Source organism: Paenibacillus sp. J5C2022 (genome assembly GCF_025567625.1).
Lineage (GTDB): Bacteria > Bacillota > Bacilli > Paenibacillales > Paenibacillaceae > Pristimantibacillus.
Genome location: NZ_JAOQJC010000047.1, coordinates 1 through 20,985 on the forward strand (window position 1 = coordinate 1; position 20,985 = coordinate 20,985).

Consider the following 20,985-nt stretch of genomic DNA (forward strand, 5'->3'; position numbering starts at 1 on the left):
ACACAAATGCGCTGCCTTATTCGAACAACTGGCCCCGTTTGTATGATAAATCGTACAAACGCACACAATTTTACTGCTATCCTGCCACTTTCGTACGAAAAACCACACAAATGCGCTGCCTTCTTCGAACAACTGGCACCATTTGTACGATAAATCGTACAAACGTACACAATTTTACTGCTATCCTGCCACTTTTGTACGATAAATCACACAAATGCGCTGCCTTCTTCGAACAACTGGCACCATTTGTACGATAAATCGTACAAACGTACACAATTTTACTGCTATCCTGCCACTTTTGTACGAAAAACCACACAAATGCGCTGTCTTCTTCGAACAACTGGCACCATTTGTACGATAAATCGTACAAACGCACACAATTTTACTGCTATCCTGCCACTTTTGTACGATAAATGATACAATTGCGAAATTGCTATGGCTTCAACGACCAGGCACTCCCATCCCCGAGCCGAACAATTCAATTACCGTATCATCGTCCCCATACGCTTGGCCGCCTCCATCACGATGGGAGCGTAGCTCTGCATTACCGCTTCCGTCAGGCGGCTGGAGGGGCCAGACACCGACAGAGCCGCTGCAAGCTTGCCTTCCCGATTGAAGATCGGGGCGGACAACGCAGCCACACCTAGCTCCCTCTCCTCAAAGCTGGTCGCATAGCCTTGAGCCGCCACCTCCTGCAACTGCTCTCTGTAATGCTCCGTATCCACAGCAGTCATCCATGTGCGCGCACGCATAATGCTCTCTTGCGTCGCCTGATCGCTATAGGCGATCAGCACCTTGCTGGAGGCACCCGCATAGAGAGGCAGCCTGACCCCTACCGGAGCTACCCTGCGGACGGGATGATTGCTCTGCACCGCTTGCATCCGAATGCGCTCCGTGCCGTCGCGGACATAGATGCTCACCGTCTCGCCCAGCCTGTCCCGCAGCCTGACCATCTCCGGCAGCCATATCGTCGCCTGATCGTCCGACCTGGACAGATTAGCGGACAGCTCCCATACTTTCAGCCCCAAATGATAGCGGTCCGTTGCCGCATCCCGCGTAATGAAGCCCTTATCCTCCAGTGTGGCCAGCATGCGGTGAACCGTACTCTTATGCAGACCGACATGCTCGGCGATCTCCGACATCGCCCAGTCCGTCTTCACTGTAAAGCAAAGCAGAATGTCAAGCGCCCTGTCCACAGCGCGTACTGTAGATTTCCCTTCCTCCATACCAGCAGCTCCTTACAATCGATGATTGGTGATTAATAATTTCATATCTAACTCAGTATCAGGTTCTTATATATGTATCATAAACGTTTCATGGGGCGAAACACAATTGCAAAATTATTGAAATCAATTCTCATTTAGTATACTCCAAACGCTCTTTACCGTAAAGAATTGGATACAATATTACAGCGCCGTTACAGCCCTCTAACAAGACATCGACATCAATTGACAGGCCCTTCCCGCCTGCATAGGATAGAAGTAACAGAAAATAAGAGCGCTTTCATAACACTTGCCAATACGTCTCTTGCCTATACGTTTCTTATAACCTTTTGCTCATAAGATCTCAGTCTCAATATCTCAAGACTTCAAGACTTCAAGACTCAGTATCCCAATACTTCAAGACCTCAAGACTTTCAATATCTCATAATTTCAAGATCTCAATATCTCATATCTCATAGTCTTGTAATCCTATAGTCCTGTAATCTCATACCGCTAGCCTCGCGACCTTTCGACCAATGCCAAGGGAGGGATTATCCATGAACACCATGATCACACCGCACACATTAGATGGAAGCCTTGCTGGGAACACAAGACCCCTGCCTTCTTTCCCTATTCGGAGCAACACTGCTGCGAGAACCGGAACCAGGAAGAGACATCTGCTTGCCGCCATTCTCGCCTCCATCGCCGCTATGTGTCTCATCGCAGTCCTATTGTTCCACGGATTCGTTGCCTGGACGCTTGCTTACCCGTTCGTCCCCCCCCTCGCCTCCAATCCCAAGGAAGCGATCGGCCTGGATTATGAAGAGATCATAATTCCCAGCCAAAGCGGGAAAACAACCGTAAGCGGCTGGTATATCCCCACTTCTGCGGCGGATCATGAGGATGGGGCGAACCGCACGATCGTATTCAGCCACGGCTACGGCGCCAATCGTGAAGAGAGCTGGGTACCCATGTATGAGCTGACGAAGCTGGTGCACGGACTCGACTATAATGTATTGCTCTTCGACTATGGCTATGCCTCCAAAGAATATAAAGCACCGGCGACAGGCGGGCGGGAGGAATCGGCGCAACTGCTTGCAGTCGTCAACTACGCCAAAACCAGGGGAGCCCAGGAAGTCGTCGTATGGGGCTTCTCCATGGGAGCCGGCACTGCTCTTCAGGCAGCGCTCGCAACCGACGAGATCGATGCCATGATACTCGACAGCTTGTTCCTTCCCAGCCCGAAAGCATTGTTCGACAACTTGACCCGTTATGTGGCACTGCCGGAATTCCCTTCGTTGCCTCTGCTGGAATCCATGCTTAACCTATGGACGGGAACCTCCTTCGACGCTTTGCCGGTCGATGCCATCATGAATTATCAGTACGATATTCCGATCTATATTGTGCACGGGACGAAAGACGACAAGGCGGCTCAAGCGACTGCCGAGACGATCGCGGCCAATCAGCTGGAGCCGTTGTCCCGCTCGTGGATCGTCGAGAACGGCTACCATGAGCTGCTCTATCGCAAGAGCCCGAAGGAATATATTCAGCGCGCAGCATTGTTCTTAAGTCAGGTGGAGCAGAAGCTGGAGTCGGAAGCAGAATATACCTGAGTCCAGTATTGATACTGGACTTCCAAGAAACTTATGTCAGCCTCCGTGCAGCAGCAATAGAGGAAGAAGAATGGAGTATGTGTGTAGTCAGCCAGGAGTTGTTTTAGGCAGGAGCCAATCAGCATCAGAATTTGAAGTACCGTGTCGTGTCGGAGATTGCTAACTGGATTTTGTGTCACTAATAAAATTGATAATGTCATTCTTACTTCAACAAATGGAAAAAGTGCAGTTCAATCAGGCTATATCGCAAGGGATCGCAACAATCGTCCGAAAGAGTAGCATGAAATCCAGTTCTTTGTTACAAGCAAAAGCGTTTCACGCAATATAATGACATGAAATCCAGTTGGTTAAGCTGCGGATGATGAATATTGCACGGTGAGGAAACCTCTATCGAAGCATTTCGAAGATGGGCGACCACGTTCAGAAGCAGGTTTGTTTTATCGCCAAATAGAATTTATAAAAGTTTCCGGCTTAGCGGAATACTTTTATAAATTCTGGCGTGTAAAAAAGCCTGAACGTTCACGGCACAATCGTCCCTCGAACGTCCAAGCTTCTATGACCATACGTGTTATTGCTTCAGCAGCGACAGGAATTCGGAGCGCAGTGTCGAGCTGGAACGGAATTCTCCTCTGACCGCCGACGTTACCGTCTTGCTTCCAGGCTTCTTGACGCCCCGTGCGCACATGCACAGGTGCTCGCCTTCGACGACAACCATAACGCCATGCGGCGCCAGCTCCTCATCCAGGATATCTGCGATCTGGGAAGTAATCCGCTCTTGCACCTGCAAGCGCCGGCTGACAGCCTCCACTAGCCGGGCCAGCTTGCTAAGGCCGGCAATTTTGCCGCTTGGAATGTAGCCGATATGGGCTTTGCCGAAGAACGGCGCCATATGGTGCTCGCATTGGCTATAGTAGACAATGTCCTTCACGATAACGAGTTCCTCGTGCTGCTCGTCGAACGTGACGCCAAGCACTTCGCGGGGGTCCACATCGTAGCCCGCGAATATTTCCTCATACATGCGGGTGACGCGGGCAGGCGTCTCCAGCAGTCCTTCGCGCTCGACATCCTCGCCGATCAGCTTCAGTATTTCTTTAATGTGATGCTCGATTTGTTCCCGGTTGTCCGTTACCTTCGAATTGACGTAATCTTTCCTTCCCGCCATTTCCGAACATCTCCTTCCGGTTCTCTATTTCCATCCCCTTGCTTACTTGCGAGGGAATTTTTGGTTTTTCATCATGTGCTGGGCACGCTTCATCTGATTGTTGTTCAGATTATAACCCATCTGCTTCGCCATGCGCTGCAGCATCTCGGGATCGCTCTGCATCCGCTCCAGCTGCTTACGCAAGTAGAATACGCCGACGAAGAAGCCTGCAATCGCTCCTACAATCAACGTGATAATGGGAATTACGATATTGTACCATTCCATCTATGCCACCAGACCCCTTCAGTAATGATTACATCCCTGTATAATAGCATGAACAAGCCCGCTTCCGCAATGAAAATGGAAGAAACGGGCTTATCCATTCGTCTCCAATTGTCGCAATGCCGCGCACACAGCCTCAAACGCCTCCGCATCTTCCTCGCGCTCTACCGCTTGGCGCAGCGCCGCTTCCGCTTCCGCTCCGCCGATGCGGCCCAGTGACCAAGCCGCCGTTCCCCGCAGCACAGGACGCGGATCTTCATCCAGCACCCGGATCAAGTCCGGGACGGCCGCAGCCTCCTTGAAATTACCAAGCGCGATGACAGCATTGCGCTGGATCGGCTTCTTGCCACGCCACGCGGAAGAGGTGCGCCCATACCGCTCCTTGAACTCCCGGTTGCTCATCGACAGCAGGGGCAGCAGCAGAGGCTTGGCCAGTTCATTATCGGGCTGCAGCTCGGGCTGATGCGTCCAGTTTTTGCCCCGATTGACGGGACACACGATCTGGCAAGTGTCGCAGCCGTACAGCCGGTTGCCGATCTTCCGCATATACTCATCCGTCAGCATCCCCTTCGTCTGCGTCAGGAAGGACACGCAGCTCTGAGCGTCCAGCTCGCCCGGACCGACCAGTGCTCCTGTAGGACAAGCGTCTATGCACTTCGTGCAGCTGCCGCAGCCCTCCGTTACCGGCTCGTCCGGCGGCAGGGGCAGGTTCGTAATCATCTCTCCCAAGTATATCCACGATCCCAGCTCGGGAGAGATGATCGCGCAGTTCTTGGCGCTCCATCCGATGCCGGCTCGCTCGGCGACTGCCCGGTCCGCTAAAGCACCGGTATCAACCATACTCTCGAATCGCGCCTCCGGTACCCGCTCCTTCAGCCATTGCTCCAGTCTTGCCAGACGGTCCCGCAGAACCGTATGATAATCCTCGCCCCAGGCGGACCGGGACATAATGCCGCGGCGAGCGCCGGGCTCCGACTTGGGTGGTTCCTTAAGCTTCGAAGCATAAGCGACCGCTATCGCGATAATGGACTGCGGATCGTCGAAGAGTAAGGAGGGCTCTGTTCTTCTATCCAGATCCGGCTCCTCGAAGCCGGACTCTCTGCCCAGCTCCCTATGGCGGATCAGACGCTGCTTCAAGGTGAGGAAGGGATTAGCGGAGGCGACGCCGATTGCGTCTATGCCCAGCCCGGAGGCCGCCTCCTTCATTTCACGCTTCAGCTCGCTCCATCTGTCGGACATACGCTATAACCGCCTTATCGCTTCCCGCGCCAGCTCATCGCAGCGGTTATTCCATTCGTTGTCGCTATGACCCTTCACCTTCACATAATCCACCTTGTGCTTGCCCATCAGCTCCCACAGCTGCTTCCACAGGTCCTGATTTTCCACCGCGGCTCCCTTGCTGTTCTTCCAGCCGTTGCGCAGCCAGCCGTGAATCCATCCCTTCTGAAAGCAGTTCACGACGTAAGCAGAATCGCTGTATACCGTAACGCGGCAAGCTTCCTTCAGCAGAGACAGCCCCTCTATGACAGCTTGAATCTCCATCCGGTTGTTCGTCGTCTCCTTCGTTCCGCCGGAGATCTCCTTCTTATGCTGGCCATAGAACAACACAGCGCCCCAGCCGCCTGGACCGGGATTGCCTGAGCAAGCGCCGTCCGTATAAATAATCACATCCTTCATACCATCCCGCCTCCCTTACTCCATATCTCCATGCAATGCGCACCACTTCCTATAATAAGCCATGACCGTATCATCGTGAAATGGGGATTTATTGCGATCGATGCGATCCAGCACCGTATGCAGCCCTTCCTTCACCTTATTCAGTACAAGCTGCGGATAATGGTAGAGCGTTTTGTGCCGCTCATACTCATCCTGATCCACCACATAACGGCTCCCGTCTATCGTGCGGATGACATCCAGATCGTAATCGATATATGTGATAACGCCGTCCTGGCGGTAAGGCGGGGAAGCGACATTGCAATAATATCGGACCCCCTCCTCCTCAATCAGCGCCACCACATTGAACCATTGTCCCGGCAGGAAGAACGATACCGCAGGCACACGGCTCACCCACTGCTTGCCGCTCGCCTCCTGAATCGGCGTCTGCCGGTTAATGACGACGATCGCGGACTCCTCCCGCTGCTCACCCGCCAGCTGCCGCTCCGGAACAAGCCAATTCTGCTCCCACAGCCGGTGAATATGGCCATCATGCTTGAAGCTCTTAATGACGCATTGCTCATAATGTTCCATAGGCGTACTCCTCAATCCAATATAAGAAAAGCATATCCCATCGCCATAGTAAAGCGGCGATGCGGATATGCTCTATAAGTGAACGAATTGCCGAATTGTCTTCTACCCCGCTACGATGCTCAGCTTCTGGAATGACCGGAAGAAATCCGTCGTCGCATACCCCATCGCCTCATAGAGCGGCAGCACCGGTTCATTGTGCTCGTCAGCCGCAATCAGAATCTTGCTGACGCCACGCTGCTGGAAGCGCTGGCGAAGTCCTGATATAAGAGACTTACCGACTCCCTTGCTGCGGTGATGCGGAGAGACCGCAATGCGATAATAGTATCCTTTATTTTGATCGATTGTGCCGATAATCATACCGACAATTTCCGTTTGTTCGACAGCGACCAATACAAGCTCGCTATCCCATGACAATTGACGCGCAAAGGCTTCCATTGTCAGCCCATAGCATTCTTCTGACAAGACTTCCTCTAGCAATGCAGTTAACGGCTGGTAATCAGATAACTGGAAGGAACGTACGTTCATAAGATTAACACCTTTCACTTGTCATAGTTAGTACCCGTTAATAATACGACAAAAAAACACGTTTTCCTTCTAAAATCTTAACTTTTTATTAAAAAAAATAAAAAAATCGCGCATTTTCTTATGAAAACGCTTATATTTAAGCGCTTACATCGATTTTCGTTAACTTTTTGCCATTTTGTTGCGAAAATTCCTAGTTCTTTCGAAGGATAATCATCGACAAAACGCGGTATGATTTATTTCAGAAAGTGGCATGCTAGTTGTTGGTGATTTCTGTCACATCTTCATCGATCTCGACTGTGACTTTTTCAACAATAATGTTGATTTATTCATGTGGATACGAGATAATGGTGATGATCGAATTACATATCTTTGGGAGGGTGTTAACGAATGGCACATCAATTGCCTGCTTTGCCTTACGCACAAGATGCACTGGAGCCTCATATCGATGCGACTACGATGGAAATCCATCATGGACGCCATCATAATACGTATGTGACGAACTTGAATGCTGCACTGGAGTCTGCTCCCGAGCTGCAAGAGAAGTCTGTTGAAGAGCTGATCAGCGATCTGGGCAGCGTGCCTGAGAGCATTCGCACAGCGGTTCGCAACAATGGCGGCGGACATGCCAACCACAGCCTGTTCTGGGAGACAATCGGCCCGAACGGCGGCGGCGCTCCTACTGGCGCACTTGCCGCTGCGATCGACAGCGAGCTGGGCGGCTTCGAAGCGCTCAAGGCTGACTTCGCGAAGGCAGCTACTACACGCTTCGGCAGCGGCTGGGCGTTCCTTGCTGTTGCAGACGGCAAGCTGAAAGTATACAGCCTGCCTAACCAGGACAGCCCGATCATGGAAGGCGAGACGCCAATCCTCGGTCTGGACGTATGGGAGCACGCTTACTATCTGAAGTATCAGAACAAACGTCCCGACTACATCGCGGCATTCTGGAATGTCGTGAACTGGGACGAGGTTAACAAGCGCTACGAGGCTGCTGTCAAGTAAGCCCAATCAACCAATAAGAACGGCGTTGTCCTCTGTGGACAACGCCGTTCATGTTTGATCCCGCACGGAACGGTAGACGCTCGGGGTACAGTGAAGGCACTTGCGGCATACTTGCGTAAAGTGGCTCACAAGATCGCGGTAACGAGCGCAACCGGAATTTACGCCAGAAATGCTCTATAAAATAACAGGCAAAGCATAAGGAAAATGCCTGACGGCGTCCTTTCACAACTCTCTTCCGGCTCGCACGCCCCCTTTCGACACTCCAGTGTAGGTCCTACACTATTTCAGCTCACACGCCCCCTTCCGGCGCTCCAGTGTAGGATTCCTACACTATTTCAGCTCGCACGCCCCCTTCCGGCGCTCCAGTGTAGGTTTCCTACACTATTTCAGCTCACACGCCCCCTTCCGGCGCTCCAGTGTAGGATTCCTACACTATTTCAGCTCGCACGCCCCCTTCCGGCGCTCCAGTGTAGGATTCCTACGCTATTCCGACTCTCATGGGTCGTTCCTCTGGCTTCTATTAATCAACTCGAACTTTATAAACTCTATATCATTAGACGAAAACCGCGAGCGATTCTCTGCTTGCTTTATGACACAGTTCGTTGCCGGCTCAATGACATTGTCGAAGTTTATGCCGCCGCCTTGGACGCCTTTAAAAGGCTCGATCGTCTCCAGCGCCAAAGCTCCTTCTATATGGCACTGCTCTATCTTCCTTACTTCGGCAAAGTTGGGGATTCGTTACACGGATTAGGCACATGCCGCATACAATGCAGGAGGATAAACGCCTACAGTTGGTGAAAAGGAGATGGATAGCTCGTATGACAAATCCTACTTATAACGGCAACGGGCAAGCGCCGTTCACTCCCCAGGCATACCCGCTTCCCAATGCCGGCGGCTGCGGCTGCGGCGGCGGGCAGCAGCGGCCGATACTGCCTTGGGTGATTCCCGGGCTGATTCCGCCTGGACCGGGACCGTGGGGACCCGGACCTTGGGGGCCGCCAGGACCATGGGGACCTCCTGGACCCGGGCCTTGGCATCCGGGACCGTGGGGACCTCCCGGACCCGGGCCTTGGCATCCGGGGCCGCCGGGACCTCCCGGACCCGGGCCTTGGCATCCGGGGCCGCCGGGACCTCCCGGACCCGGGCCTTGGCATCCGGGGCCGCCGGGACCTCCCGGACCCGGGCCTTGGCATCCGGGACCGCCGGGACCTCCCGGACCGCCGCCGCGTCCGCCAGGACCGCCCAGACAGACGACTTCTTCTGCTCCGGCATATCCGTTCTATCCCGTCGAGCAGCCATAAGTCAAGAGAAGCAGGCTCCCCAGTGCGGCTACTGGCGGAGCCTGCTTGCTGCGAACGAAATAATAGCCCGTTGCTCCAGGGATTCACCTGGAGCAATGGGCTATTGTCCGACCTTGCATCTCATTTCTTGATCGCCTTGCCTGTGCCTGTCAGCAGCTTGAGCTGATCGTTCTCATACGCCGCCTTGTACGTAACCTGATACTTGCTCAGCACGTATTCGCCGTCCTTCCGCTCATCCACCGACAGCAGTGCCGTCACCGTCGCTTCATCGTCTCGCGTCGTTACATGCATATCGTCGATGACGACATTGCGTGTCATCAGGTAGCCTTCGCGGAACTTCACATAGCTGGTTCCTTCCTTCCAGTTGCCTCCCAGCAAGGAATAGGCATAGACGTAATCGCCGTTGTTCAAGCTGTCATAGAAGTGGGCAACCAGATAGCCCGCCATCTTATCCAGCGAGGTCTCCTCTTGCTCTTGTGCCGGTTCATCCAGAAGAGACAAGCCCGGGAGCATCGTCATCGGCTCCCTCGACCATCCCTCGGCCATAGGCAGCACATTCCCGATAGGGATACTGAAGCCTATTGCGCTGTCTTCGAGCCCCGCGGAATTAATGCCCAGCACCGCTCCGCTCTTCTTGTCCACCAGCGGACCGCCGCTATTGCCGGGTTCAATCGGAGCCGATATTTGATACAGATCCTCGTAGGTGTAAGGGTCAATGTGCAGGCTCCGGTCTACGCCGCTAATAATGCCCGTCGTAATCGTGTTCTGGAAGCCGAGCGGGCTGCCTACCGCGAGCACCTCGTCGCCTACCTCCGCTTTGTCGTACCGGACGAGAGGAAGCGGCTCGGTCCCTTGCAGCTCGGGCACCCGGACGACAGCGATGTCCGTGTCCGTGCTGATGCCGATTACCTCGCCCTCCAGCTCGCGAGCATCCGCCGTTTTCACTGTGACGTGCCGCACTCCCGCCACGACATGGGCGTTCGTCAGCAGATCGCCCTCCGAATTGTACAGGAATCCGGACCCTTGCGAGCCCGTGTCTGTCTCAATCATGACGACATGCTTCTGCGTCTGGAATATAATATCCTTCAGCGATTTGTTCTGTTCCCCTACGGCCAGCAGCGGCGCGCCTTGCAGCTCGGCAGGCACCTGAGCCTTCACATATATGCCGGCGGCTGAGCCGCCGACCAATATAAGGGCGGAACCGATTAAGCCGATCCATCCGTTTTTATTCATCGTTACGCCCCCTTAATCCAAGTACCAGGTGGCATGATCCATCTCTACCGTAACCTGATCCGTCTGAGCTCCGTATACGGTCGCCGTATAGGTCATCTCTTCACCCGGCTCAACATAGTTGGGAGTCGCATCAGCCGTGCCTTCGGCTATTTTCTCGCCGGCACTGTTTTTTACAATATAATTCACCTTAATGGAGTATATCGGTCTCGTTGCCACGTTCATCAGCGTGCCTTCAATGGTCAGATCTCCGAATTCATCCAATGTCAGATCGACATCAATCTGCTTCACTGCCGCAGTCTGATTCACCAGATCCTCCTCCGCCGCCCTCTGCATCGCCTGCTCAATCCGCTGCTGCTCCGCTTGCTCATACCGCTGCTGCGCATTTTTGACGTCTTCGCTCAGCTCTTTCAGCACAGCATCGTCCTTCAGCCAGGTACTCGCATAACCGATCGATTCAAGCGCGTTCGTATACTTCCGCTTGTGGATCAGATCTTCTACTTTATCGGAAGTAATCGTCCGAATTCTGTTCACAATCTGTTCCTGCAATGTTGACGCATCTTCGCCGGCGAGCCCGTTGACCACATTCAGCATTTCCCCCAGATCCTTCACATTCGTCAGCGAATCAAGCTCGCTCTCCAGGTTCAACACCGTCAGCTTCATATCCAGCCCTTCCAGCTTCTCTCGCAGCTTGCCGTAGATTGGTTCCTTATGTCCGTTGAAATCGCTCTTCAGCTTATCGAGCAGTTCTTCCGCTTCTATGATATTGCCCGACAGAAGTTGACCTTCTACATCGGCTGCCATTCCTTCAAGCTTCATCACATGATGAATGATCGCCTGATCCGCCGCAAGCGCAGCGAAGTCCGGCCGCTCCGCCGATGCGTCGGTAAGCAGATCCAGTGCTTTATTGTAGTCTCCGCTCATCGCAGAGACTTTCGCATCCGACTGAAGCTTAAGCACCCGCTCGTTAATGCTCTGCTCGTATTGATAATAGAAGTACAGAGAGACGGCCATCCCCAGCGCAAGCACGCTCAAGGCAGCCGCAGTGCCCCAGCTGATTCCCGTCTCGCTGCGAGCCTTGCGTCCGACCGCCTCCACGGCCGCGTTGCCTGCAGCCGCTTCCAGCTCTGCTCTCCGGATGATCGCTACTTGCTCCTTATTTCCCCCCTCAATCGTATCCACGGCAGCTTGAGCCGCTTCATTCAAGCCATTCTGTTCCGCCTTCAAGTCAGCCTCTTCGGACGGCACTCCCGTCCATATCGTCTTCTCCTCCGCCCCGATTACTTTATGCGCATGCAGCCGCCTTCCGCATTGACTGCAGAAGACAGCATCGTCGGCAAAGCTTCTAATACAATGATGGCAATACACGTATCTTTCATCTCCCAGACCCGTCGTTCTCTCTATCTCGCATATATTCCTCTATTCTATATCATGCAGTAAATAATCTCCATTTCAAAATAGTGGGAAGGTCAATGCGGCAAAAAAAAGACATAGCAGCGCGAAACAGCCTGCCATGTCTTGTATATACGCTACTCGTGCAAGGATAGTTCCTTGAAATTCCGCAATCGTTTCATGACATCGTTGCCGCCGCGTCCATAATAATCATGAAGCTGGATATATTCTGCATACAGTTTGTTGTACATTTCCACATTCTCGGGGATCGGCTTGAACGTCTCTTTCCTCACGTGAGCCATCCGCTCGGCAGCGGCTACGATGCCATCGTAGCCGCCCTTGTCCGCTCCCGCCGCTACTGCGCCGAACATGGCCGCCCCGAGCGCAGGCGTCTGCCTGGAAGCCGCGATTTTGATTTCCCGATTCGTTACGTCGGCGTATATCTGCATGAGCAGCGCATTTTTCTGGGGCAATCCACCGCAGGCGTACAGCTCCGTCACCTCCACGCCGCCGCTTTGGAACGCTTCCACGATTTTGCGTGTGCCGAACGCCGTCGCTTCCAGCAGCGAGCGGTACACTTCCCAGGGCTTCGTCTGCAGCGTCATGCCCAGTATCGTGCCGGTCAGCGCCGTATCCACCAGCACCGAACGGTTGCCGTTCCACCAATCCAGCGCCAGCAGGCCCGACTCGCCGGGCTTCAGCTCCGCAGCTCTTCGGGTCAGATAGCCGTGGACATGCTCGCCTTCCGATTCCGCTTCCCGATGTACATAAGCAGGCACCGCTTCGTTCACGTACCATTCGAAAATATCTCCGACCGCAGATTGCCCTGCTTCATAGCCGTAATAGCCGGGAATGATGCCGTCCTCCACCACACCGCATATGCCTTCCACTTCCTTCTCCTCGTCGCTTAGCAGCAGGTGGCATAACGACGTGCCCATCGCCATAACCAGCTTGCCCTTCGTTACGACGCCGACGCCCAGCACGGCCGCATGCGCGTCAATAATGCCAGTGGCGACAGCCGTTCCCGGCATCAATCCGATTCGAGCGGCCTTCTCTTCCGTCAGCTCCCCCGCCTTGGAGCCAAGCGGCACGACATCGCCTCTCAGCTTCGTAACCGTCAAGTCGGCGAGCCGCGGGTCAAGCTCCTTGAAGAAGTCTGCTGCCGGATAGCCGTCACGCTTATGCCAGATCGCCTTGTAGCCTGCCGTACAGCTATTGCGAACGATGCGGCCGGTCAGCTGTCCAATCACCCAATCCGCCGCCTCCACGAACTGATCGGCTCTCTCGTAGATGTCAGGCGCTTCGTTCAGAATCTGCCACGCCTTCGCCATCATCCACTCCGAAGAGATCTTCCCTCCGTAGCGACCGAGCCATGCTTCCCCACGCTTCTCTGCAAGCTCGTTGATACGATTCGCTTCCTCTTGCGCCGCATGGTGCTTCCACAGCTTCACCCAGCTGTGCGGATTGTCGCGATATTCCGGCAGCAGGCAGAGCGGCCTCCCCGCTTCATCGACCGGCAGCATCGTACATGCCGTGAAGTCGATGCCGATCCCGATAATGTCCTCGGGCGCAATGCCCGTCTCCCTGATTACGGCAGGTATGGATTGCTCCAGCACCTCCATATAATCCTCGGGATGCTGCAAGGCCCAGTCCGGCTCCAGCTTGACCCGGGATTCCGGCAGCTCCTCATCGATGACATGATGACGATATGGCGTCACATGATCCGCCAGCTCCGCCCCGTTCGACAAGTCGACCAATACCGCGCGTCCCGACTGCGTCCCGTAATCTACCCCAATCGCATACTTATTGTTGCTACTCATCGGCTCCATATTCCCCCCAGTAATTTTGATCGCATTGGCGCTTTCTCCATGCTTCTTCAGAAATTGCCTCTCCAGCAATCGGCAGCCCCTCGCACAATGCAGCGCTTTCACAACAGGCGAATCCGGACGCCGTTACCCTTCCCGTTTCCAATTCTTCCCCAACACTTCTTCCGGCATTATCGCATTTTGTTCGCTAGCTAGTCTTCACCATCATACCCTTTTACGGTAAATTTCGCCATCGCTGCTTCCGAAAGATGAAGGTCTGATGAACTGTATTGACTTTCATTACAGTTCTCGACCATAATAGCGTTATTAGGCATTATAGGGAGGACATTATTATGCACAAAACCATCATTATCGGAACAGGACCCGCCGGCTTGACCGCGGCCATCTATCTTGCCCGCGCGAATATGATGCCGCTCGTCATTGAAGGCTGGCAGCCCGGCGGGCAATTGACCACAACGACCGAGGTGGAGAACTTCCCCGGATTCCCCGACGGTATTCTGGGCAGCGAGCTGATGTCGAATATGCGCAAGCAAGCGCAGCGCTTCGGCGCCGTCTTCAAGACCGGCTCCGTCAAGAGCGTAGACTTCAGCAAGCGGCCATACACCCTGGAAGTGGAAGGCATCGGCCAGCTTCAGGCGGAATCCGTCATTGTATCCACAGGCGCTTCTGCGAAATATCTCGGCATTCCCGGAGAGCGGGAGAATGTGGGACGAGGAGTTAGCACTTGCGCGACTTGCGACGGCTTCTTCTTCCGCGGCAAACGCCTGATTGTGGTCGGCGGCGGGGATTCCGCCATGGAGGAAGCGGGCTTCCTGACACGCTTCGCTTCGGAGGTACGGCTAGTTCATCGGCGCGAGGAGCTTAGAGCTTCCAAGATCATGCAAGATCGCGCTCGCGCCAACGAGAAAATGAGCTGGAGCCTGAACTGCACGCCTCTGGAAATTGTCGCCGGCGACAACGGCCTGCAAGGTCTGCGCGTTCGTCATAATGAGACGGGAGAAGAGGAGCTGCTGGAAGCGGACGGCGTATTCGTGGCGATCGGTCACACCCCGAACACAGGCTTCCTGGGAGGAGCCGTCGATACAGACGGACAAGGCTATATTCTAGTAAAACCCGGTACGAGCGCGACGAATATCCCCGGTGTATTCGCTTGCGGCGATGTGCAGGACAACACTTATCGGCAAGCCATTACGGCAGCAGGCAGCGGCTGTATGGCCGCATTGGACTGCGAACGGTATTTGGAGGAGCAGGAGCATGCGCTGGAACACGTGTAATTTTGGGTGAATTTGCATAACCCTCTAGTCCGGTGAAGGCAATTCATGTATAATTAATGGCGTTGAGAGTTCACAATATAACGGCACTGCTACCGCAACCTGTTCCACTATATACGCTTCGCGAGAGCGGCGCTACCCGGGAAGGATGCTTTCCACTACGGTGGGAATGCATCTTTTTCGTTTTTTACGTATATATCGACTTGTTGCGGCCATACTATATGTGCAGCCTCATATGCTTGTTAGCTCTGAGAATGCGGATCTCAATCCGTATTTTTAACCTACAAGATAAGCATATGGGGCTGTTTTCCGTTTTCCTGTTTCGGATTGAGCTTAATCGTTTAATAAGTGTAGAGAACATCCTTGACAAATGACTATTATTTTGTAATAATTATAAACAAGGATTTGATCTAATTTAATCTCCTTTGTATTCGAACGTTGAATATGGCTGCCCCTGAACCAAGGTATCGCCAAGCGGAAAAAGGCGCAGACTACACAAGAACATAGCAGCGAACAGCGCGACCACTTATCTATGAAAGGATGTATGAATCATGAACAAACCGACAACGATCCAGGACCACTTGAACCGTCAAATTGCCAATTGGAGTGTATTGTATATAAAACTTCACAACTATCATTGGTATGTGAAAGGCTCGCAGTTCTTCACTCTGCATGAGAAATTCCAGGAATTCTATGAGGAAGCGGCGCTGCATGTCGACGAAATTGCGGAACGCTTGCTGGCCATTAAAGGACAGCCGATCGCCAAAATGAGCGACTACCTGCAAGAGTCCAGTCTGAATGAGGCGGAAGGCAACGAAACGGCAGTGGAAATGGTGGACCACCTCATTCACGACTTCTCGCTTATTATCGACGAGCTGAAGGAAGGCATGGAGGCCGCCCAATCGGCGGGAGACGAGACGACAGCGGATATGCTGCTTGCCATCCATACTTCGCTTGAGAAGCATGTCTGGATGCTGAGCGCCTTCAACGGCCGCTAACATTGGAAAGGCTGCAGTCCTGCGCGCGAATGGCGCGGAGCTGCAGCCTTTTTTTCAACACTCTCAATTATGCAGACCGTTGTACAACGCATTCAGCAACGTGCCGGATGTGTCGCAGCCGTATTCCCAGAACATGGCGCCCGCCAATCCCTGTTCCTTCACGTACCTGCTCTTGCAAGCCAGAGACTGCTCGTCGTCATACGTAATGAAGGTGTTCCCATTGAAGAGATACGGTGCTTGAGCTTCATCGTCCCAATGACGAGTGTAACCGTTCTTGCCGATATATTCGCTAGCCAACTGGCTGTATGAAGGGCCCCCGCCACCGAAGGACGCCGTCATTTGATGCAAGCCGTTATTATTGTCGGGAACATCCTTCCATACGCGGGAATAGAACGCGCAGCCGATGACGATCTTCTCCTTGGGTACACCGGCCTCCCTGAACAGCTTCACCGATGCATCCACACTGATACGGAACAAATCCCCTGTCGAGGCAAATAAATTCGTGTGATGGCCCGTAAGCGTCTGGAAGCCGCCCCGCATATCGTACGTCATCAGCATCACGAAGTCCAAGTGCTGAATAACCTTCTCCATCTCGGTGCCGTCAATATAATATTGATCCGCTCCCGCCGCGATAGTCAGAGAATAATGTCTGTCGTCCTTGCCGCCTTGCTTATCCAGCACCCGGCGCATCTCCGCCAGCAAAGCCGTGAAATTCCCCTTGTCCTCGGGACTTGCGCCGATGCCGGCAACAGCATAGCATGGATATTCCCAATCCAGATCAATGCCGTCCAGGTCATACCGCTTCAACGCCGCAACGGCCGATTGCGCCAGTTGCTCACGCCCTTCCTTCGTCGCAGCCGCTTCCGAGAATCCCCCGGCGCTCCATCCGCCAATCGACAGCAGAATCTGCAATTCCGGATTATACTTGCGCAGCTTGGCCAGCCGATCTATATGTTCCAGATGATCCGTCACAATAATGCCTTCCTTCACATGGCCAAACGCGATATTGAGATGCGTCAGTTTCTTTGCGGCGTCCTCCGTAACGGCCGGCAGATGGCGATGACTCGCATATCCCGCTATAATCATTGGTAGTCCCTCCTAAAGCGTTTTCAAATTTAGCTGCAGTTCCTATTCAAATACGCCATAATGATATAATAATTTCATGGAATCTTCAATAAAAATACGTTTACATCTAAAATACGCCTTCCCCTATTGCCAATAACATATATCTTTATTTAATATTAAGGTCATAATAACATTAATTAAATATACTAATTTGATCGAGGTGTAATATGAACATATCTGCTGTGGAAGTGCCGTTAATAGACGCCTACGAGCCTAAGAGCTATATTTGCCAACGGGCATCTTCTCCGCTTGCTCTCGACGGACGGCTGGACAAGCCATTTTGGAAAGAAGCGCCGTGGACAGAGCATTTTGTTGACATAGAAGGCGATCTGAAACCGCTTCCTTCTAAACGGACGAGAGTGAAGATGCTATGGGATGACGATTATTTCTATTTTGGAGCCGAACTGGAAGAAGATGAGATTTGGGCGACTTTAGAAGAAAGAGATGCCGTTATATTTCACGACAACGACTTTGAAATTTTCATTGACCCGGATGGAGATACCCATCAGTATTACGAATTCGAGATTAACGCGCTTAATACGGTATGGGATCTGATGCTGGTGAAGCCTTACCGGGACGGCGGCCCACCTGTCAACGGCTGGGATATTAAGGGATTGCGCACAGCCGTTCATATCGACGGCGAGTTGAACAACCCGCAAGCGGATAACCGTTCCTGGTCAGTAGAAGTCGCAATGCCGTGGAACGCATTGAAGGAATGCGCACCGGAAGGAAGGCCGCCCATGCCGGGCGAATATTGGCGCGTGAACTTCTCCCGCGTGCAATGGCAGGTAGATACGAAGGAAGGGGTCTACCGGAAGCGGATTAATCCGCAGACGAAGAAGCCATATCCGGAAGACAACTGGGTATGGTCGCCGATGGGACTCGTTAATATGCATTATCCCGAGCTATGGGGTTATGTCGTCTTCGCCGACGATAGCGGCCAGCCATCCCGCTTCCAGCTTCCGCAAGACGAAGGCGTGAAGTGGCAGCTGCGCCAAGTATACTATTGGCAGCGCAATTATTACGCCGAGCATGGACGGTACTGTACAAGCTTTCAGCAGCTGGCGGAAGATGAAGTCTGGCCTGTTCTTCCGGCTATCGCATGTACCGGCAAGTTATTTCAAGCTTCGTTGCCATCATCTGACGGAACCGCAAGCTATTACATTCGAGAAGACGGAAAGCTATGGAGGGAATAAATATGTTGAAATCACACAGGAATCCTTTCTCGCTGCATGAAGAGACTTTGAAAGAGATCGAAATCAAATTCGCGCTAAAAAAAGAGCTGGCCGCTGGCCGAAACGGCGAGTTATTCGACGTGTTCGACGACAGCCTGACCGAAGAGGAAGCCGTCGCTCTGAAATTTCTATATGCTTATATGCCGCTTAGCGATCTGGCCAACTATGAAGGCGCCTTATTCCTCCGGCATGTGCGCGCTACGCTGCGCATTCGGCAGCAGACGGCTTGGGGAATGCAAATTCCCGATTCCGTATTCCTCTACTTTGTACTGCCGTACCGAGTGAACAATGAAAATATCGAAGATATTCGCGAGATGCTGTTCGAAGAGCTGTATCCGCGCGTAAAAGGGCTTTCGATGACAGAGGCCGTATTGGAGACGAACCATTGGTGCCATGAGAAGGCCAACTATGCGGGCAATGACATGCGCACCGCATCTCCGCTGACGCTTATTCGCACCGCGCTTGGCCGCTGCGGAGAGCAATCGACGCTTGCCGTGGCGGCATTGCGCAGCATCGGCATTCCCGCCAGGCAAGTGTATACGCCGCGATGGGCGCATTGCGACTCCAATCACGCGTGGGTGGAAGCTTGGACTGACGGCAAGTGGCATTTTCTCGGCGCCTGCGAGCCGGAACCGGTTCTGGACCAAGGATGGTTCCGCAAGCCCGCCCGGCGCGCCATGCTCGTTCACACGCGCGTACCTTCCCGTTATGCGGGAGAGGAGAAGGTTACCTTCTCCAGAAGCTGGCTGTCCGAATTGAATTTGCTTGACCACTACGCGCCGAACCGCACCATTGCCGTACAAGTGCAAGACGAGGAAGGCAAGCCGGTGCAAGCGAAGGTCGATTTCCAACTGTACAATTTCGCCGAGCTGTCAACGATCGTTACTCTTGATACGAATGAGCAGGGTGAGGCAACGATCGACCTTGGCATGGGCGACGTGTGGATTCACGCCTATAACCCGGAAGGACACGGCTACGCCAAGCTGAATGCTGCGCTTGAAGCGCAAGCCGTTATTCCACTGTCTCCAGGAGAATCAGCAAGCGTATTGGACTTTGCGATGACGCCTCCGGCAGAGCTGCCGGACTTCCGGGATGACATTAGTCCCGAATTAATAGAGGCGAATCAGAAGCGCGTTCAGGAAGGCGCACGCATTCGCTCGAGCTATGAGGCTACTTTCCTTCAGGAGCAGCAAGCTGCCGAGCTCGCTTCTCAGCTCGGGTTGCCGGCTTCGGCCGTATGGGAGGTGCTTCGCAAGGCGCGCGGCAATAGCCATGAGATCGCCCGCTTCCTGTCGGAGCGGACACCGTCACATGGCATGTGGCCGCTCAAGCTGCTGGAGAGCCTTAGGGACAAGGACCTGACGGATACGTTCATCCCTGTGCTGGACGATCATCTGCTGCACGCCCTGCCGTTGAAGGAGCAGTTCGATGAGCAAGCATTCACGGAATATGTGATGTGTCCGCGCCTTCACTTCGAGATGCTGGAGCCTTACCGTTCCTTCTTCCGTTCCGAGCTGCCGGCCGAGCGGCAGGCAGCTTGTCGGGCCAGGCCTCAGCAGCTTGCAGAGTGGATTGACAGCTGGTTCGAGGTGGTGGAAGAATACAACTTCTACAAAGGCATGGCAACGCCGAGAGGCAGCTACTTGCTGAAGAAGGGAGACACGCTGTCCAGAGACATCATGTTCGCCGCTATCGCGCGCAGCATCGGTATCGCCGCAAGACTGGAGCCAGGCGACCAGCGGCCGCAATATTGGCACGGCGGCGCCTGGATCGACGCCTTCTTCCATGGAAGCAGCTTGGCGGCCTCATCTCAAGCACAGCCTGCTAGCGGCAGTACAGGAAGCATTCAATTGCGCCAGGCTCCCGATTCCGATGAGCAAGCGAAATATTACCACAACTTTACGCTCGCAAGGCTGATAGAAGGCAGATATGTTACGCTTAGCTATGCGTTTGGAAGTACGGACATGCTTGAACAGCCGCTTGAAGCATTGGTCGGACAGTATCGGCTGACGACGGGAACGCGCCAATCTGACGGCACGGCGCTTGTACGCATGCATCACTTCACCGTGGAAGCGGGGCAGACGGCTGAGATTGCCGTACTGTTCAGCAAGGCGGAGGCCGATATCCCGGTTATCGCTTCCATGCCGTCCGGCATGATACTGGAACGATTCAATGGATCGGCGGCGCAACTGGAGGAAGCTGTGAAGCAAGGCGGAGCGGTGCTGGCCTGGATCGAGCCCGACCGTGAGCCCTCCAAGCACTTGCTGCGAGAGCTTCGCGAGCTGAGCGGGGAGCTGAACAAGCTGCCGGCGCCTATCTATCTGCTTGTCGGGGAGGAGAAGCGGGCGGAGGGTATCGCCTTGCCAAGCCTGACCGAACTGCCGGTTGCCGCTTGCTTCTGCAAGGACGACGGAGCTTACTCGCAGTTGGACGCTTTGACCCGTGTGTTGCCGGAGGATGCGGCAGTCGACAGAAGCTTCCCGATCGTCGCCGTTCTCGATGCGGCAATGGATATCCGGTACATCTCGTCTGGCTACAAGCTGGGCATCGGCAAGGAAGTATTGAAGACGCTGAAGCATATATAATACCACCGTCAAT

General features: G+C 53.7%; 18 protein-coding genes. 7 read left to right on the forward strand and 11 right to left on the reverse strand.

The features are described 5' to 3' along the window. Positions 1 to 482: 482 nt before the first annotated feature. Complete coding sequence (locus M6D81_RS26645) at positions 483 to 1,226, reverse strand: IclR family transcriptional regulator (protein WP_262680222.1); 744 nt, start codon at positions 1,224 to 1,226, stop codon at positions 483 to 485. A gap of 533 nt (positions 1,227 to 1,759) precedes the next feature. Between M6D81_RS26645 and M6D81_RS26650 the strand changes: the two genes are divergently transcribed. Next, a complete protein-coding gene (locus M6D81_RS26650) occupies positions 1,760 to 2,815 on the forward strand; it encodes an alpha/beta hydrolase (protein WP_262680223.1) in 1,056 nt (351 codons plus the stop codon). Positions 2,816 to 3,383: 568 nt separating this feature from the next. On the opposite strand, the gene folE is transcribed toward M6D81_RS26650, so the two are convergent. The 6 genes from folE to M6D81_RS26680 form a co-directional block, all read right to left on the reverse strand. Next, the gene (gene folE, locus M6D81_RS26655; RefSeq protein WP_262680224.1) at positions 3,384 to 3,977 is read right to left on the reverse strand and encodes a GTP cyclohydrolase I FolE; all 594 of its coding nucleotides are present in this window, start codon (positions 3,975 to 3,977) and stop codon (positions 3,384 to 3,386) included. Positions 3,978 to 4,019: 42 nt separating this feature from the next. Continuing rightward, complete coding sequence (locus M6D81_RS26660) at positions 4,020 to 4,241, reverse strand: YneF family protein (protein WP_262680225.1); 222 nt, start codon at positions 4,239 to 4,241, stop codon at positions 4,020 to 4,022. 90 nt (positions 4,242 to 4,331) lie between these two features. Further along, a complete protein-coding gene (gene queG, locus M6D81_RS26665) occupies positions 4,332 to 5,477 on the reverse strand; it encodes a tRNA epoxyqueuosine(34) reductase QueG (protein ID WP_262680226.1) in 1,146 nt (381 codons plus the stop codon). A gap of 3 nt (positions 5,478 to 5,480) precedes the next feature. Next, a complete protein-coding gene (gene rnhA / locus M6D81_RS26670; protein WP_262680227.1) occupies positions 5,481 to 5,915 on the reverse strand; it encodes a ribonuclease HI in 435 nt (144 codons plus the stop codon). A gap of 15 nt (positions 5,916 to 5,930) precedes the next feature. Beyond that, the gene (locus M6D81_RS26675) at positions 5,931 to 6,485 is read right to left on the reverse strand and encodes a DUF402 domain-containing protein (RefSeq protein WP_262680228.1); all 555 of its coding nucleotides are present in this window, start codon (positions 6,483 to 6,485) and stop codon (positions 5,931 to 5,933) included. Between the two features lie 102 nt (positions 6,486 to 6,587). Next, positions 6,588 to 7,010: a GNAT family N-acetyltransferase gene (locus M6D81_RS26680; RefSeq protein WP_262680229.1), complete on the reverse strand. Its 423-nt coding sequence runs from the start codon at positions 7,008 to 7,010 to the stop codon at positions 6,588 to 6,590. Positions 7,011 to 7,397: 387 nt separating this feature from the next. On the opposite strand from M6D81_RS26680, the gene M6D81_RS26685 reads away from it, so the two are divergent. Together M6D81_RS26685 and M6D81_RS26690 are read left to right on the forward strand one after the other, a co-directional pair. Further along, positions 7,398 to 8,009 (forward strand): superoxide dismutase, encoded by a 612-nt coding sequence (locus tag M6D81_RS26685; RefSeq protein WP_262680230.1) that lies wholly within the window; start codon positions 7,398 to 7,400, stop codon positions 8,007 to 8,009. 818 nt (positions 8,010 to 8,827) lie between these two features. Then, entirely contained in the window at positions 8,828 to 9,310 is a 483-nt protein-coding gene (locus tag M6D81_RS26690; RefSeq protein WP_262680231.1) for a hypothetical protein, read from the forward strand. Between the two features lie 120 nt (positions 9,311 to 9,430). Here the strand turns inward: M6D81_RS26690 and M6D81_RS26695 are convergent, their stop codons facing one another. From M6D81_RS26695 to M6D81_RS26705, 3 genes are all read right to left on the reverse strand, one after another. Continuing rightward, positions 9,431 to 10,543, reverse strand: a complete 1,113-nt coding sequence (locus M6D81_RS26695) for a S1C family serine protease (RefSeq protein WP_262680232.1) — start codon at positions 10,541 to 10,543, stop codon at positions 9,431 to 9,433. Positions 10,544 to 10,555: 12 nt separating this feature from the next. Beyond that, a complete protein-coding gene (locus M6D81_RS26700) occupies positions 10,556 to 11,908 on the reverse strand; it encodes an FxLYD domain-containing protein (protein WP_262680233.1) in 1,353 nt (450 codons plus the stop codon). A gap of 161 nt (positions 11,909 to 12,069) precedes the next feature. Beyond that, positions 12,070 to 13,752, reverse strand: coding sequence for a ribulokinase (locus tag M6D81_RS26705; protein WP_262680267.1), 1,683 nt, complete (start codon positions 13,750 to 13,752; stop codon positions 12,070 to 12,072). A 338-nt stretch (positions 13,753 to 14,090) separates the two neighbouring features. Between M6D81_RS26705 and trxB the strand changes: the two genes are divergently transcribed. Continuing rightward, positions 14,091 to 15,032, forward strand: coding sequence for a thioredoxin-disulfide reductase (gene trxB, locus M6D81_RS26710; RefSeq protein ID WP_262680234.1), 942 nt, complete (start codon positions 14,091 to 14,093; stop codon positions 15,030 to 15,032). 548 nt (positions 15,033 to 15,580) lie between these two features. Continuing rightward, positions 15,581 to 16,027, forward strand: coding sequence for a Dps family protein (locus M6D81_RS26715; protein ID WP_262680235.1), 447 nt, complete (start codon positions 15,581 to 15,583; stop codon positions 16,025 to 16,027). 63 nt (positions 16,028 to 16,090) lie between these two features. Here M6D81_RS26715 and M6D81_RS26720 read toward each other — a convergent pair whose 3' ends face one another. Beyond that, entirely contained in the window at positions 16,091 to 17,113 is a 1,023-nt protein-coding gene (locus tag M6D81_RS26720; protein WP_262680236.1) for a glycoside hydrolase family 18 protein, read from the reverse strand. A 206-nt stretch (positions 17,114 to 17,319) separates the two neighbouring features. Here M6D81_RS26720 and M6D81_RS26725 point away from each other — a divergent pair, with 206 nt between their 5' ends. Beyond that, positions 17,320 to 18,348 carry a carbohydrate-binding family 9-like protein gene (locus M6D81_RS26725; RefSeq protein WP_262680237.1) on the forward strand — a complete coding sequence of 343 codons (1,029 nt, stop codon included), beginning with the start codon at positions 17,320 to 17,322 and terminating at the stop codon, positions 18,346 to 18,348. Between the two features lie 2 nt (positions 18,349 to 18,350). Next, positions 18,351 to 20,972: a transglutaminase-like domain-containing protein gene (locus tag M6D81_RS26730; protein WP_262680238.1), complete on the forward strand. Its 2,622-nt coding sequence runs from the start codon at positions 18,351 to 18,353 to the stop codon at positions 20,970 to 20,972. Positions 20,973 to 20,985 lie beyond the last annotated feature (13 nt).

Bases quoted from the DNA above. Each gene is read 5' to 3' on its own strand.
- M6D81_RS26650 (WP_262680223.1), top strand. From the start codon at position 1,760: ATGAACACCATGATCACACCGCACACATTAGATGGAAGCCTTGCTGGG.
- M6D81_RS26685 (WP_262680230.1), top strand. From the start codon at position 7,398: ATGGCACATCAATTGCCTGCTTTGCCTTACGCACAAGATGCACTGGAG.
- M6D81_RS26645 (WP_262680222.1), bottom strand. From the start codon at position 1,226: ATGGAGGAAGGGAAATCTACAGTACGCGCTGTGGACAGGGCGCTTGAC.
- M6D81_RS26715 (WP_262680235.1), top strand. From the start codon at position 15,581: ATGAACAAACCGACAACGATCCAGGACCACTTGAACCGTCAAATTGCC.
- rnhA (WP_262680227.1), bottom strand. From the start codon at position 5,915: ATGAAGGATGTGATTATTTATACGGACGGCGCTTGCTCAGGCAATCCC.
- trxB (WP_262680234.1), top strand. From the start codon at position 14,091: ATGCACAAAACCATCATTATCGGAACAGGACCCGCCGGCTTGACCGCG.
- queG (WP_262680226.1), bottom strand. From the start codon at position 5,477: ATGTCCGACAGATGGAGCGAGCTGAAGCGTGAAATGAAGGAGGCGGCC.
- M6D81_RS26675 (WP_262680228.1), bottom strand. From the start codon at position 6,485: ATGGAACATTATGAGCAATGCGTCATTAAGAGCTTCAAGCATGATGGC.
- M6D81_RS26705 (WP_262680267.1), bottom strand. From the start codon at position 13,752: ATGAGTAGCAACAATAAGTATGCGATTGGGGTAGATTACGGGACGCAG.
- M6D81_RS26720 (WP_262680236.1), bottom strand. From the start codon at position 17,113: ATGATTATAGCGGGATATGCGAGTCATCGCCATCTGCCGGCCGTTACG.
- M6D81_RS26680 (WP_262680229.1), bottom strand. From the start codon at position 7,010: ATGAACGTACGTTCCTTCCAGTTATCTGATTACCAGCCGTTAACTGCA.
- M6D81_RS26725 (WP_262680237.1), top strand. From the start codon at position 17,320: ATGAACATATCTGCTGTGGAAGTGCCGTTAATAGACGCCTACGAGCCT.
- M6D81_RS26695 (WP_262680232.1), bottom strand. From the start codon at position 10,543: ATGAATAAAAACGGATGGATCGGCTTAATCGGTTCCGCCCTTATATTG.
- M6D81_RS26730 (WP_262680238.1), top strand. From the start codon at position 18,351: ATGTTGAAATCACACAGGAATCCTTTCTCGCTGCATGAAGAGACTTTG.
- M6D81_RS26660 (WP_262680225.1), bottom strand. From the start codon at position 4,241: ATGGAATGGTACAATATCGTAATTCCCATTATCACGTTGATTGTAGGA.
- folE (WP_262680224.1), bottom strand. From the start codon at position 3,977: ATGGCGGGAAGGAAAGATTACGTCAATTCGAAGGTAACGGACAACCGG.
- M6D81_RS26690 (WP_262680231.1), top strand. From the start codon at position 8,828: ATGACAAATCCTACTTATAACGGCAACGGGCAAGCGCCGTTCACTCCC.